Consider the following 13,604-nt stretch of genomic DNA (forward strand, 5'->3'; position numbering starts at 1 on the left):
ATAGTCACAGGCCCGATAAACTTTGCCGGAATATATGGGACCATAATCAGAAATATGATCGCACACCGCATCATATGTCCGAGATGCTGCGGGATTTGCCCATCGTCAAGCTTCAGTAGCTTCATACTAAATCCACCACGCGGCCCACATCTACTTGGGTAAAACAACTCGCTCCCGTACCGTAAAAACATCTGCAAGCCATTGGAAATGGCATCTGATATATGCCCCGTCTCCAAAACCATCACCCGCTGACGTACCACAACAGCGGCCTTGCCCCGTTCCGAAAACCCGCTCCCATTTTCGGCAAAGATCTAAATCGCACCTCCTGAAACCGCGCCAATTTTCGTCGCCAGATCATCCACATCCAACGGCCCTCGAAAGCCAACCTGATCCAACGCCTCAGCACACCCGATGCATAAACAGGTGCGAGGTCACCATTACGTAGAATTTCCCCAAAATACAGTCCGCGAAACTGGCGTTGTAACACAACTTTAACCGTCACCACTTGCAATGACCTCCCAGCCACGGCAAACCCTATATATGCAACACTTTTCCCAAGATCCAATTGATCCCGCCTTCGTCCAAAACCCCTACCCGTTCTACGAACGCACACGCGCGCACGGCGATCTGTTTTACTGGGACGAGTATAAAATGGCCTGCACGGTCAGCTACGCCGCCACTCACGCCGCGCTGCGTGACAAACGCATGGGACGCGAATGCCCGCCCGAATTTGCGCACAAGATCCCCAAAGCCCTCACCCCCTTTTACGACATCGAAGCGCACTCGATGCTCGAACTCGAGGCCCCGCGCCACACCCGCCTGCGCGGCCTTGTTCTGCGCGCCTTCACCAGCCGGACCATCGCCGCCCTCGCCCCCGACATGCACCAGCTCTGTAATGCCATGATCGACCGTTTCCCCTCCGAACCCTTCGATCTGCTCACCGCCTACGCACAACCCGTTCCGGTGCGCATCATCGCCAAACTGTTGGGTGTGCCGCTCGACGCCAGCGACGACCTGCTCATATGGTCCAACGCGATGGTCGCCATGTATCAAGCCAAACGCACGCCGCAAATAGAACAAGACGCAATCATAGCGACCCTCGCGTTCTCGGCATTCATCCGCGATCACATCGCCGCCAAACGCAAAGCACCCGCCGATGATCTTATCTCGACGCTCATCGCGGCAAATGAAGCCGGCGACCGGTTAAGCGACGACGAGCTTGTCACCACCTGCATCCTGCTTCTGAACGCCGGCCACGAAGCCACGGTCCACCCCCTCGGAAACGGTACCAAAACCCTGTTAGAGACCGGCCACCGCAACATCACCCCCACCCTCGTGGAAGAAGTGATCCGCCATGATCCGCCGCTCCACATATTCACCCGTTATGTCTATGAAGACATGGAATTTTACGGCGAAAACCTTAAACGCGGCGATCAGGTCGCCTGCCTGCTCGCGGCGGCAAACCGCGCCCCCGCAGCCTACACCGACCCCGCTACATTTGACCCCGCCCGCACAGGACCAAAAAACGCGAGCTTCGGCGGTGGCATCCACTTCTGTGTTGGCGCTCCACTGGCACGCTTAGAGATCGAAATCGCGCTCAAAATCCTATTTGAACGCTGCCCGAACCTCAAACTCGTCGGCGCACCAACCTATGCCGACGTCTTTCACTTCCACGGTCTCGATTCCCTCATGGTCCAAACCTAACGCGCGCCCTAAATGGGCAATGCGATCGTCGACTTAATCTCCTCCATCGACAGCAACGCCGTCACATTAAATACGCGCACTTCTGATATCAGCGCCTGATAAAACACGTCATACGCTCGGGCATTCTGCACGCGAACCTTTAAGATATAGTCAATATCGCCCGCCAAACGATGCGCCTCCTGCACCTCATCGCGCGACATCAAGGCCTGCAGAAACCGCTCTTGCCAGTCTTTGTCATGCTCTGATGTGCGGATCAGCACAAAGAAACACGCCTCAAATCCTAACTTTTCCGCGTCCAACACGACGGTCTGCTGACCAATCACGCCCGCCTCGCGCATTTTGCGGATTCGGTTCCAAACCGGGGTCTTGGATGACCCTACGACCTTGGCAATTTCATCCAAAGACTGCGCCGCGTCGGCCTGAAGCGCGCGCAAAATCTTCCGGTCTGTCTCATCAATCCGCACTGACATTCTATATTCTCCGCTGTCGTGGAATAATTCATCCACCTGCCGCCCCAATGCGAACATACGTCCTTACTTACGTCAACATATGGTCAATATCCAGAAAATTATCCTATATTGAGGCAAGGTTTTGACAAGGAGAGACGCAATGAAGCACTTCCCCATCTTTCTCGCCGTCGCAGGCAAACGGATCGTTGTCTCCGGTGGAGGCGAAGCAGCACTGGCAAAATTGCGCCTCCTGATGAAAACCGGAGGCAAAATTAGCGTTTATGCCGCCGACCCCAGCGCCGATCTCCTCCTTTTACACCAAGCGGGCAAACTCACCCTTGTCACCCGTGCCATGAAACGCGGCGACACGATTTGCGCTGCCCTATTCTACGGCGCAAACGAAGACGCAGCAGAGGACGCACGTACAGCCGCTATCGCCAAGGCAGAGGGCGCACTCGTCAATATTGTCGATAACCTGCACGACAGCCAGTTCATCACCCCAGCCATCGTCGACCGCGACCCCGTTGTTGTGGCCATCGGCACTGAAGGGGCCGCTCCCGTACTCGCCCGCGCAATCAAAGCCGACATCGAAGAAAAACTCCCGACGACCCTCGGCGCACTCGCGCGTATCGGTAAAACATTCCGTCACGCCGTTGACGTCCTGCCCTTTGGCGTCAAACGGCGCACATTCTGGTCCGATTTCTACTTCAGCGCCGGCCCCACCGCGATGGCAGACGCAGGCATAGATGGCGTGCAATCCGCCCTCGACACCCTGCTCGACAAATACATCCAGTCCGCCAAAACCGAAGGCCACGTTGATCTCGTTGGTGCGGGTCCGGGCGACCCTGACCTTCTCACACTCAAAGCCCGCAAAGCCATCGACAAAGCCGACGTAATTATCCACGACCGCCTAGTAACCCCTGCGATCCTCGAACTCGCCCGCCGCGAGGCCATCATTATCGACGCAGGCAAAACCGCTTTTGGCGCCTCTACGGCACAGGCCGACATTGACGCTATGATCGTCAAACACGCGCAGAACGGCCACCATGTTGTGCGGCTTAAATCAGGTGATCCAACGGTATTCGGGCGTTTGGACGAAGAAATTGACGCGCTTACATCTGCAAATATCTCCTATCAAATCATTCCGGGCATTACGGCGGCCTCCGCTGCTGTCGCTCATATCGGACAAAGCCTAACAAAACGTGGACGCAATGCCTCCGTGCGCTTCCTCACCGGACACGACACACAAGGCTTCGCAGATCACGACTGGAAATCTCTGGCCGTCGAGGATGAAGTTGCGGCCATCTACATGGGCATAAAATCCGCCCGCTTTATTCAAGGGCGGCTTTTGATGCATGGTGCAAACCCCGACACGCCGATGACCATCATCGAAAACATCTCACGCCCTGATCAGCGCATCATTACCTGCACGCTAGCCACGCTGGAACCGACACTCTCAAACGCAAATCTGACCGGCCCCGCCCTTACATTCCTGGGCCTCGCCCCACGCGCAGCGCAAGACGCATGCAAGACGCAAAGAATACGCGAAAAATACACCAAACTGGAGGCAATTTGATATGTCCGCTCCCTTCTCAAAAGTCATCACCGCAAATGCTCTTCTCGAAGGCGACGCTATCTGGTTCACACCAAAAGGGACATGGACGCGCATTATGGGCGAGGCCGAACTATTCACCGATGAAGCCCACGCAGAGATCTGTTTTCTCGATGCCCAAGCCGACCAAGCCGCCGTTTCCGGCGTCTATCTGGTCGACGCAAAGAATACTGAACGCGGTCCACAACCCGTTCATTTTCGAGAAGCCTTCCGCACGCGCGGCCCATCAAACTACGCCCACGGCAAACAGGAATCCTAAATCATGTATGTTTACAATGACTTCGACACCGACTTTGTCCGCAACCGCGTAGCGCAATTCCGTGACCAAGTAGAACGGCGCATCGACGGCTCCCTGACTGAAGATGAATTCAAGCCACTGCGCCTCATGAACGGCCTCTACCTGCAACTGCACGCTTATATGCTACGCGTCGCAGTCCCTTACGGCACCCTCAATTCCGCGCAAATGACCCAACTCGCATACCTCGCCGACACCTACGACAAAGGCTACGGCCATTTCACAACGCGCCAAAACATCCAGTATAACTGGCCCGAACTGCGCGACGTGCCAGACATGCTCGACGCCTTGGCCGACGTCGGCATGCACGCAATCCAAACCTCTGGAAACACGATCCGCAACGTCACTGCGGACCATTTTGCAGGCGCCGCAAAAGACGAGGTCGAAGACCCGCGCCCCGTCGCCGAGTTGCTACGTCAATGGTCCACCGACCATCCCGAATTCCAAGGCCTGCCGCGCAAATTCAAGATTGCCGTGACCGGTTGCGAAGCCGACCGCGCCGTGATCCGCGCCCATGATATTGGTCTGCGGGTCATTCGAAACGCTGCTGGTGAAATCGGCTTTGAGGTCATCGTTGGCGGCGGCCTTGGTCGCACACCCATGGTCGGCAAAGTGCTGCGTGCCTTCCTGCCAAAATCCGATCTGCTGCCCTACTGCGAAGCCATCGTCAGCGTCTACAACCTGCTAGGTCGCCGCGATAACAAGTATAAAGCACGCATAAAAATCACGCTGCACGAGAACGGATTGGAAAAAATCCAAGACCTCGTCGAGTCGCGTTTCGCACAAATCGCACCTCACTTTGCCGGAGTCGACCAAAACTGGCTCGCGCAAATTGAACGCTCATTCGCCCCCCCTGCCTTTTTGACAAAGTCCACCGACGGTTTCGAGGCCGCACGCCTTGCCAATCCAGCCTTCCGCTCATGGAGCGACACAAACCTGTCCGAGCACCGCGCCAATGGCTACGCTATCGTGTCCATTTCGATCAAAAAACATGGGCTCACACCGGGTGACGCAACCGCCGCGCAGATGCGCGTCATGGCTGGCATTGCTGCGAAATACGGTCACGACGAGTTGCGCATCAGCCACGAGCAAAACGTGATCCTGCCCCATGTACATAAATCCGACTTGCCCGCGATCTACGCAGAGCTACGCAACGCTGACCTCGCCACCGCAAACATCGGCCTGATCAGCGACATCATCGCCTGCCCGGGCATGGATTACTGCGCCCTCGCAACTGCCCGCTCTATCCCTGTCGCCCAAGAGATCGCAACAAGGTTCGACGCGCTGAAACTGGAGCACGAAATAGGCGCGCTCAAAATCAAAATCTCGGGCTGCATCAATGCCTGCGGTCACCACCATGTCGGCCATATCGGCATTCTTGGACTGGATCGCGCTGGTGTCGAGAACTACCAGATCACCCTTGGCGGCGATGGTACACAGACCACAACTATCGGCGAGCGCGCTGGTCCCGGCTTTGGCGCAGATGACATTGTACCTGCAATCGAGCGACTGGTTCTGGGTTACCTCGGCCTGCGACTGTCTGCCGACGAAACCTTCCTGCAAGCCTACCGCCGCCTCGGTGCCGCCCCGTTCAAAGATATACTCTATCCAGAAAAGGCAGTGAAAAATGCCGCTTAAAGACATCGCAGACCGCCGCAACGTACTGCACCGCAAGTCGGACCCGCAAACCATCCTTCATCATGTCATCGACGACGTTCAAATCGGCAAAACGGCTGTCGTCAGTAGCTTCGGCGCCGAAAGTGTGGTCCTGTTGCATATGATGGCACAAATTGACAAAACCACCCCGATCATCTTTCTCGACACTGAAATGCTGTTTGACGAAACCTTGCAATATCAAAAGGATGTGGCCCTTAGCTTAGGCCTGACTGATATTCGCGTCATCACGCCAGATCGCGACGCGGTGCTTGTGAACGATGTCGACGGATTGCTGCACCAAGCCGATACAAATGCCTGCTGCCACCTGCGCAAAGTCAAACCGCTGGCAGATGCTCTCACTGATTTCGGCAGTTGGATTTCGGGCCGCAAACGGTTCCAATCGGGGGCGCGCGCCGACATTCCCCATTTCGAAAAAGACGCACACAAAATCAAGGTGAACCCGCTCGCCACATGGACACGACAAGATCTGGCCGCCTATATCACAACGCATAAATTGCCACGTCACCCCTTGGTTGCCCAAGGCTATCCCTCAATTGGCTGCACGCCCTGCACCAGCCGCGTCGAAGCGGATGAAGATCCCCGTGCAGGCCGTTGGCGTGACACGGAAAAATCAGAATGCGGCATTCATTTCGAAGGCGGCAAAATCATCAAAACAGGCGTAGCAGCATGAGCATTATCATCACCGACACCGGCTTTTCTCGTGACGATTGGACTATGGGATATCGGACGCTAGATAGCGAACCTGCCAATGATTGCACCTGTGCAATCGACCTTGCATCGCACACGCCCCCTGACGCGCTCGCGGCGTTGAACAACGCCGGCATGATCCGCATCGATTTCCCTACCTCCGCTGACGGACGCGGCTTTACGCTTGCGGCGATTCTGCGTAGCAACGGGTTTAACGGACGGCTTCGCGCACGCGGACACATCCTCGCCGACCAATATGCCATGGCGCGGCGCAGCGGCTTTGACGAGGTCGAGATCGACGATACCCTTGCCGCGCGCCAGCCCGAGCCCCAATGGCTGGCCCGCGCAGATTGGCAATCGCACAACTATCAGGCACGACTTCGCGGCTAGCCCTTTCCCTGATCCATATCAAAGACTAAACGGAGGGCGGTCCCTAGAAGGATCGCCGAATGAACTATGACAGAGCAGAACCCAGTGAATATGCAAACAGCCGCCAAAGTCCCCGCCCTGCCTGACGCGCAGACCGTGACCGCCGTCACCCATTACACCGACCACTTGTTCAGCTTTCGGGTCACGCGGCCCGCATCCCTGCGGTTCAGATCCGGCGAGTTTGTGATGATCGGCCTGATGGGCGACCCTGATCCGGTGACGGGAAAACAGCGCCCTTTGCTGCGCGCCTACTCTATCGCCTCGCCATCTTGGGACGACGAACTGGAATTCTATTCGATCAAGGTGCCGGACGGCCCGCTGACCTCGCGCTTGCAACACATCAAAGTCGGCGACGAGATCATCCTCAAACCCAAACCCGTCGGCACCTTGGTGCATGATGCACTGGTTCCAGGCAAACGGATCTACTTTTTTGCGACCGGCACCGGCTTTGCGCCCTTTGCGTCCCTGCTGCGTGAACCGGACACCTACGAAAACTTCGACGAGGTCATCGTCACCCATACCTGCCGCGATGTGGACGAGCTGACCTACGGGCGCGACCTGATCGAAAACCTCAAAAGCGACGAAATGATGATCGAATTGCTCGGCGCAGAAAACCTCGCCAAGATCCGCTACTACCCGACCACAACCCGCGAACACTCTGCCAAGATGGGGCGCATCACCACGCTCATCGAAAACGGCGAACTGTTCACCGATCTCGGCTTGCCACCGCTCACCCCCGCGACCGACCGCGCCATGGTCTGCGGCAGCCTCGCATTTAACGTGGACATAAAAGTGCTGTTAGAGAAAGCGGGCCTGCACGAAGGCGCCAACTCCGATCCGGGGCAATACGTGATCGAAAAAGCTTTCGTCGGTTAAACCCGCACGACAATAACAAATAGCAATAAAAAAAGGGCCGCATCATCACTGACGCGGCCCTTTTTATGTCTATAGCCTCGGGCTTACATGCCCATTGCTTCTTTCAGACGTGTGAGTGTCGCATTCAGCAACGCAGGATTTGTTCTCACGCTTTCAACTGCACCAGTCAGGACAGTTTTCTGCACGTCCGACAGATTCGAGTTTGCGATCATTTCCACCACTTTGTCTGCGTCGAAACCTTCTGGCGTCAACAATGCAGCGGCCTCATTTGCGTCCTCAGCCATAGCGTCCGTTGTCGCAGTTGCGGATTCTTGCGCAGCAGTCACTTCAGCGGCCGCAGCCTCTTGGGTCGCAGCAGCCGCAGCAGCAGCGTCATCAACAGCAGTCGTTGCAGCCTCTTCAACAGCAGTCACTTCAGCAGCAATAGCTGCTTCAGCTGCTTCAGCGGCAATAGCGGCCTCAGCGGCGGCAGCTTCTTCAGCGGCAGTCGCAGCAGCGGCAGCCTCTTGGGCAGCAGCAGTTGCAGCTTCTTCTGCAGCCTGTGCTTGCGCAGCAGCAGCTTCCTCAGCGGCAACCGCAGTAGCAGCAGCCTCGTCAGCAACATCTGCTTCAACTTCGGACGCTGTATCAACCGCGTCATTCGCCGACCCTGTCAGCTCTGCCACAGCGACAGCAGGTGTTTTGTCGTTTGCGAAATATTGGTAGCCGAAAAAGCCGAGAATCGCCGCGACGATTATAATAATGATTGCTCTCATTGGTCATGTCCCCTTAATGTTTGCATCATACTGACCCCCAGATGGGTCCTGCGGATCATATGTCAGATAGTAATCTAAAGGGAAAGCACCACTTTAAGCGAGATTCCCCCCACATAGGCGGTTATTTACAGGTTTTTTCGGGTTGAAGAGCGACCCCGCGAGGTCTACCTTGTGCACTGCACCCTACTAACGATTAAAGGATAAAGATCATAGGACGCAGACCACACAACGCGCCACCAGCGCGCGACACCGGCCCTCGCATTAACGAGCGTATTCGCGGGTCCGATATCCGCCTGATCGGTGCAGAAGGCGAAAATGAAGGCGTTGTATCGCCGGAACGTGCTATGGAACTCGCCGAGATCGCAGGGCTGGACCTTGTAGAAATTTCTCCGAACGCATCCCCGCCCGTGTGTAAAATCATGGACTACGGCAAATTCAAATACGAGACCCAAAAGAAAGAAGCCGAAGCGCGCAAGAAGCAAAAGATCATTGAGATCAAAGAAGTGAAATTCCGTCCAAACACGGATAACGCTGATTACGATGTGAAAATGCGGAATGTGTTCAAGTTTCTTGAAAACGGCGACAAGGTGAAAATCACCCTTCGTTTCCGTGGCCGCGAAATGGCTCACCAGGAATTGGGACGTATCTTGCTAGAACGCGTCGCAGAAGACACCAAAGAAACCGGCCGCGTCGAGAACTTTCCGAAAATGGAAGGTCGTCAGATGGTTATGCTGATCGGCCCGCTTCCGAAGTAACTCCAAGACGACAGGCGCTCTCGGCATTTGTGCCAAACGCCTGTCACTTGGACGCCGTTTCGAAGAAAACGTCGGGGAAGGTCGTCAGATGATTATGCTGATCGGCCCGCCTCCGAAGCCACTCCAAGACGACAGGCGCTCTCGGCATTTATGCCAAACGCCTGTCAACTTGCTCCAGCGTGACGTCGATCATCGAAGCGCGCTGCAAATACTCTGCTTTGCGGTAAATTCAAATTGAAACCATTTGGCTTCGCTTTTACTGTCTACCAGCCGACGATCATTGACGGTTGTGGTGTTGCGACCCGCTTAAATGCGTGTTCGTTGGGGCAACAATATTCTTGTATCCTTATTCCTCCTCACAGACATCATGCCCAAGAAGCGCCACGCCTCATGTATCGCGCGCACCCGTCATCAGAATGCCAATGTGACCCTGAACGCTGACTTCTGTGTCGAGCCTTTAAAGCAGTTTGCTTTAATCTGAGCCAAATCCTGCATCTTTGAAAAATACCCTTCAGCCATGGGCTTTCAGTATTTCAACTGCCTGCGGTTTTTTTGGCCAGATCGTTTGTCAGGCATCACGTCTGTGCGGGGTGCCGGGCGAGTTGGATTTCAACGTAAATATCAAAAGCGGCCCGATCCATTGTGCCACCGATCACCCAATGCATAATCAATACTGCGCTGATCGACCCTGCGATGAATTTATGTGCCTGTCAGCGACCAAACGGCGCCACACCGAACAGACATTCCGGCCACACAGACGAGTCAAATGCGTTTTAACAGAGGTCTTATCAATCCAAAACCAGCCGCTATGGTTTCTGGCGCATGAACGGCTGACTGCGCACATTCCAATCAACTCGCGCCAGTCCAATCAGCCCGCGCACGCCTCGCCTTGGTCCTTTGACGATATCGTTGCGCTTCTCGAAAAACAGGGACATCCGCCCAAAACGTCTCGAACCATATAAGAAAAGCTAACCAAGATGACCCATTCCAACGCTGTCGGTTTCGAAAGTCCACTCCACCTACCTGATTGACAGCAACGTCAACGCCAGGCTGGCTGACGATTGCACGCTATCGGCAGCAAGAGCGCTTTGTGCCAGATACCGGCGTCTGACCTCGTCAACACGTTCGGGTGTCACCAATTCCGACAGATTTGAGGTACCAAACATGCGTTCCGATTTCGCTTTTAAATCGCCTAGCTGTCGGTCAACGTCCAAAACACCAAAACTCGACGGCAAACCAAATATCGTCTCAAACACCTCCCGCAAGGGCTGCGATGCCATCACCGCGTACCATTTGCCATTTTCACTCGCCCCGCTCTCAGCGATCGTCGTCAGTTCCGGCCCTAACGCCAAAGCAAAACGCATGGCCGGTTCTTGCTCGCCAACCTGTATTTCGAACTGCCGGTCAAGATAGTTCTGAACCACGGTCTCAGTGAATCCGGGCGGATACTTCTGCTCCACCTCGGGCGCCTCGAAATTGAAACCGTCAGCCAACGCGCGATACCGCGTATCGGACGTCGTATTATACCGCGAAACAGGATCTGATCGGTCGGATGTAAATAGGCTATTCACGAATTTAGCCTGATCCTCCCTAAATGGCACGTCAAAGAAATCATAGCTCGCAACCATCAGCTTGAAATTGTTGAAAAAATCTTCAGGCGTATTTAACGGATCAGTTTGCGCTGAAACGGTTTTGACGAATTTCTCTAGTTTACTTTCAAAAACCAGACTCGGGAAAGGCGGGTTTGGATTATTCGCAAGGGCCAGATCAAACTTCTCACGCTCTGCAAAGCCAAATGCATCTGCCAAAACGCTATAGCGCGGATCGTCCCGACTATTCGCAACAGAACTGTCATCTCCGGTATCGGACTCAAGCACGGACCTGAGGAAATCAAGCTGGTACTGATCATCTTCCAACCCAAAAACTCTCAGCGCTTCGTTCAACAGGTCCGGCTTGTCGAACAGGTCGTCGACTGTCTTGATATTCTCTGCCTGTCCGGAAAACACTTGCGCAAAACTAAACACAGTATTGCCGTTACTTTCCTTGCCCGAGAAATCAAAAGCCGTCGCAAGCGCGACATAGCTGGGGTCGCCAAGGCGGTTAACAAACGAATTTGCATCAGCGGGGTCCGATTCCAATACCTGCTTGAGGAAATAGGTGTTTTTGACGTCCTGACCCAAATCAAATGTCTTTAGCGTCGCACTTAATAGCGCGCGATCATTCAGCAAATCATCCGCAGATTTCAGAGTCTTAAGCTGATCAAGCACCTCATCGCCCGTCTTGACACCAAACGTACTTGGCCCGCCATCCCCAGAGAAATTAAATGCCTTCGCCAATGCCAGATATTGTTTGTCCGCCAGCCTGTTCGCCAGCGACGTGCTATCAGACAGATCCGATTCCAGCACCTGCTTGATAAAAGCCCGGTTATTTAAATCGTCATCCAACCCGAACGCGCCCAGCGCCACTTTCAGAACACTGCGATTATCCAGCAATTGATCCGAGGTCTTAATATCTTGTATTTGCGTGACAAAATTATCGGTTTCGCGCTTCACCTGCGGCGACTGCGCCATCAAATTCTGCTGCGTATCACGCGTTCGCGCTAGGAAATTATAACCAGCAATGCCGCTTCCGAAGGTTAAAGGTGAAAAACTCATGGTGCCCTCTGCATCTGTTGCGCTCCCGTAACCATCGTGTAACCGTCTTTGGTCGCCCTCGATCAGACTAAGCGCAATATGTTAATTTTACCTTTAAGCCGACCAAGCACCTGTCACCGCACGGGCGGGTGTAAACAGTCCGTCAAACGCGTGTAATGGCTTGGGCCATACAACAACACGACTTCAACACGCATCCCCCCCACCAGCTTCACCCTCAGCCGTTTCGCGCAAAACCGTGGACGCTCCCAATAAGACGCCGCTGTTGTGGATCATCCGTGATACCTCAGCGCCGCGACCCCACCCATACGACAGCGCAAGGTCTTGGATGCCGAAACAACCAATCATATCTTTCTCCTGTGTATGTTACTTAAACATAGTCCACCAACACCGCTGACAGTTCAGGTCAGCAGACACCATGAGCCCGGCCAAACAGATGCATTGCCCCTGCCCGCCCTTACGCCTAACTTGCAGCCAAACGGATAAGGAATTTTCAAATGGCACATGACACCGCAGGCTTTGGACCCGACCTTGGACCCTTCGACTGGGCCGACGCCTTCCGCATGGAAGACCAGCTCGACGAAGACGAACGCATGCTGCGCGACGCGGCGCAGACATTCGCACAAAGCAAACTGCAACCCAACGTCACCGCAGCCTACCGCGATGAAGTCACCCCTCCTGACATCTTTACCGAGATGGGCAACGCAGGGCTGCTTGGACTGACGATCCCCGAAGAATACGGCGGGCTTGGGGCGTCTTACGTCACCTACGGGCTCGTCGCGCGGGAAATCGAGCGCGTCGACAGTGGTTACCGCTCGATGATGTCCGTGCAATCCTCTCTCGTGATGTATCCCATCTACGCCTACGGCTCTGAGGCACAAAAAATCAAATACCTGCCCGCTCTGTCCGCAGGCACAGCTATCGGCTGCTTCGGGCTGACCGAACCCGACGCCGGCTCTGACCCATCCGGCATGAAAACCGTCGCGCGCAAAACTGCCAACGGTTACAAAATCACCGGCTCTAAAATGTGGATCTCAAACGCCCCCATCGCCGACGTCTTTATCGTCTGGGCAAAATCCGAAGCGCACGGCGGCAAAATCCGCGGCTTTATCTTGGAAAAAGGAATGGAGGGACTTTCCGCCCCTAAAATCGGCGGCAAACTCTCGCTGCGGGCATCCATCACAGGCGAAATCGTGATGAAAGACGTGGACGTATCCGAGGACGCCCTGCTTCCCAACGTCGAAGGGCTCAAAGGCCCGTTTGGTTGCCTTAACCGCGCGCGCTACGGCATCTCGTGGGGTGTTATGGGTGCAGCTGAAGCCTGCTGGCATGCCGCACGCCAATACGGGCTGGACCGTCACCAATTCAAACGCCCCTTGGCCCAAACCCAACTGTTCCAGAAAAAACTCGCTGACATGCAAACCGAAATCACCCTCGGCCTGCAAGGCTCCCTGCGCATCGGTCGGTTGATGGACCAAGGCAAAGCGGCCCCCGAAATGATATCCCTGATGAAACGCAACAACTGCGGCAAAGCGCTTGACGTGGCCCGCATGTCCCGCGACATGCACGGCGGCAACGGCATCTCCGAAGACTTCCCCGTCATGCGCCACATGATCAACTTAGAGACCGTCAACACCTACGAAGGCACCCACGACGTGCACGCCCTTATCCTCGGACGGGCACAAACAGGACTGCAAGCTTTTTTCTGACGCGC

General features: G+C 55.1%; 13 protein-coding genes. 9 read left to right on the plus strand and 4 right to left on the minus strand.

The window, feature by feature from the left end:
• Nucleotides 1–540: 540 nt before the first annotated feature.
• Nucleotides 541–1,704: a cytochrome P450 gene (locus ACXLHR_RS07365; protein ID WP_458790833.1), complete on the plus strand. Its 1,164-nt coding sequence runs from the start codon at nt 541–543 to the stop codon at nt 1,702–1,704.
• Between the two features lie 8 nt (nt 1,705–1,712).
• Here ACXLHR_RS07365 and ACXLHR_RS07370 read toward each other — a convergent pair whose 3' ends face one another.
• Complete coding sequence (locus ACXLHR_RS07370; protein WP_458790834.1) at nt 1,713–2,174, minus strand: Lrp/AsnC family transcriptional regulator; 462 nt, start codon at nt 2,172–2,174, stop codon at nt 1,713–1,715.
• A 139-nt stretch (nt 2,175–2,313) separates the two neighbouring features.
• On the opposite strand from ACXLHR_RS07370, the gene cysG reads away from it, so the two are divergent.
• The 6 genes from cysG (at nt 2,314) to ACXLHR_RS07400 (ending at nt 7,729) form a co-directional block, all read left to right on the plus strand.
• Nucleotides 2,314–3,729, plus strand: a complete 1,416-nt coding sequence (gene cysG / locus ACXLHR_RS07375; RefSeq protein WP_458790835.1) for a siroheme synthase CysG — start codon at nt 2,314–2,316, stop codon at nt 3,727–3,729.
• Between the two features lies 1 nt (nt 3,730).
• The gene (locus ACXLHR_RS07380; protein WP_458790836.1) at nt 3,731–4,024 is read left to right on the plus strand and encodes a DUF2849 domain-containing protein; all 294 of its coding nucleotides are present in this window, start codon (nt 3,731–3,733) and stop codon (nt 4,022–4,024) included.
• A 3-nt stretch (nt 4,025–4,027) separates the two neighbouring features.
• Nucleotides 4,028–5,698: a nitrite/sulfite reductase gene (locus tag ACXLHR_RS07385; protein WP_458790837.1), complete on the plus strand. Its 1,671-nt coding sequence runs from the start codon at nt 4,028–4,030 to the stop codon at nt 5,696–5,698.
• Nucleotides 5,688–6,407 carry a phosphoadenylyl-sulfate reductase gene (locus ACXLHR_RS07390; protein WP_458790838.1) on the plus strand — a complete coding sequence of 240 codons (720 nt, stop codon included), beginning with the start codon at nt 5,688–5,690 and terminating at the stop codon, nt 6,405–6,407. The genes ACXLHR_RS07385 and ACXLHR_RS07390 overlap by 11 nt, the downstream gene beginning before the upstream one ends.
• Entirely contained in the window at nt 6,404–6,814 is a 411-nt protein-coding gene (locus ACXLHR_RS07395) for a DUF934 domain-containing protein (RefSeq protein WP_458790839.1), read from the plus strand. Before ACXLHR_RS07390 ends, ACXLHR_RS07395 begins: the two co-directional genes overlap by 4 nt.
• A 66-nt stretch (nt 6,815–6,880) precedes the next feature.
• Nucleotides 6,881–7,729, plus strand: a complete 849-nt coding sequence (locus ACXLHR_RS07400; protein WP_458790840.1) for a ferredoxin--NADP reductase — start codon at nt 6,881–6,883, stop codon at nt 7,727–7,729.
• An 83-nt stretch (nt 7,730–7,812) separates the two neighbouring features.
• Here the strand turns inward: ACXLHR_RS07400 and ACXLHR_RS07405 are convergent, their stop codons facing one another.
• On the minus strand, nt 7,813–8,484 hold the full coding sequence (locus tag ACXLHR_RS07405) for a hypothetical protein (protein WP_458790841.1): 672 nt from the start codon (nt 8,482–8,484) through the stop codon (nt 7,813–7,815).
• A 260-nt stretch (nt 8,485–8,744) separates the two neighbouring features.
• Between ACXLHR_RS07405 and infC the strand changes: the two genes are divergently transcribed.
• A complete protein-coding gene (gene infC / locus ACXLHR_RS07410; RefSeq protein ID WP_458792497.1) occupies nt 8,745–9,239 on the plus strand; it encodes a translation initiation factor IF-3 in 495 nt (164 codons plus the stop codon).
• Between the two features lie 1,019 nt (nt 9,240–10,258).
• Here the strand turns inward: infC and ACXLHR_RS07415 are convergent.
• Together ACXLHR_RS07415 and ACXLHR_RS07420 are read right to left on the minus strand one after the other, a co-directional pair.
• Nucleotides 10,259–11,893, minus strand: a complete 1,635-nt coding sequence (locus ACXLHR_RS07415; protein WP_458790842.1) for a DUF1217 domain-containing protein — start codon at nt 11,891–11,893, stop codon at nt 10,259–10,261.
• A 183-nt stretch (nt 11,894–12,076) separates the two neighbouring features.
• Nucleotides 12,077–12,238: a hypothetical protein gene (locus ACXLHR_RS07420; RefSeq protein ID WP_458790843.1), complete on the minus strand. Its 162-nt coding sequence runs from the start codon at nt 12,236–12,238 to the stop codon at nt 12,077–12,079.
• Between the two features lie 149 nt (nt 12,239–12,387).
• On the opposite strand from ACXLHR_RS07420, the gene ACXLHR_RS07425 reads away from it, so the two are divergent.
• Nucleotides 12,388–13,599, plus strand: coding sequence for an acyl-CoA dehydrogenase (locus ACXLHR_RS07425; protein ID WP_458790844.1), 1,212 nt, complete (start codon nt 12,388–12,390; stop codon nt 13,597–13,599).
• Nucleotides 13,600–13,604: the final 5 nt, after the last annotated feature.

Source organism: Yoonia sp. MH D7, assembly GCF_054439475.1.

Bases quoted from the DNA above. Each gene is read 5' to 3' on its own strand.
- ACXLHR_RS07365 (WP_458790833.1), top strand. From the start codon at position 541: ATGCAACACTTTTCCCAAGATCCAATTGATCCCGCCTTCGTCCAAAAC.
- ACXLHR_RS07385 (WP_458790837.1), top strand. From the start codon at position 4,028: ATGTATGTTTACAATGACTTCGACACCGACTTTGTCCGCAACCGCGTA.
- ACXLHR_RS07390 (WP_458790838.1), top strand. From the start codon at position 5,688: ATGCCGCTTAAAGACATCGCAGACCGCCGCAACGTACTGCACCGCAAG.
- ACXLHR_RS07405 (WP_458790841.1), bottom strand. From the start codon at position 8,484: ATGAGAGCAATCATTATTATAATCGTCGCGGCGATTCTCGGCTTTTTC.
- ACXLHR_RS07415 (WP_458790842.1), bottom strand. From the start codon at position 11,893: ATGAGTTTTTCACCTTTAACCTTCGGAAGCGGCATTGCTGGTTATAAT.
- ACXLHR_RS07370 (WP_458790834.1), bottom strand. From the start codon at position 2,174: ATGTCAGTGCGGATTGATGAGACAGACCGGAAGATTTTGCGCGCGCTT.
- ACXLHR_RS07380 (WP_458790836.1), top strand. From the start codon at position 3,731: ATGTCCGCTCCCTTCTCAAAAGTCATCACCGCAAATGCTCTTCTCGAA.
- cysG (WP_458790835.1), top strand. From the start codon at position 2,314: ATGAAGCACTTCCCCATCTTTCTCGCCGTCGCAGGCAAACGGATCGTT.
- ACXLHR_RS07425 (WP_458790844.1), top strand. From the start codon at position 12,388: ATGGCACATGACACCGCAGGCTTTGGACCCGACCTTGGACCCTTCGAC.
- ACXLHR_RS07395 (WP_458790839.1), top strand. From the start codon at position 6,404: ATGAGCATTATCATCACCGACACCGGCTTTTCTCGTGACGATTGGACT.
- ACXLHR_RS07420 (WP_458790843.1), bottom strand. From the start codon at position 12,238: ATGATTGGTTGTTTCGGCATCCAAGACCTTGCGCTGTCGTATGGGTGG.
- ACXLHR_RS07400 (WP_458790840.1), top strand. From the start codon at position 6,881: ATGACAGAGCAGAACCCAGTGAATATGCAAACAGCCGCCAAAGTCCCC.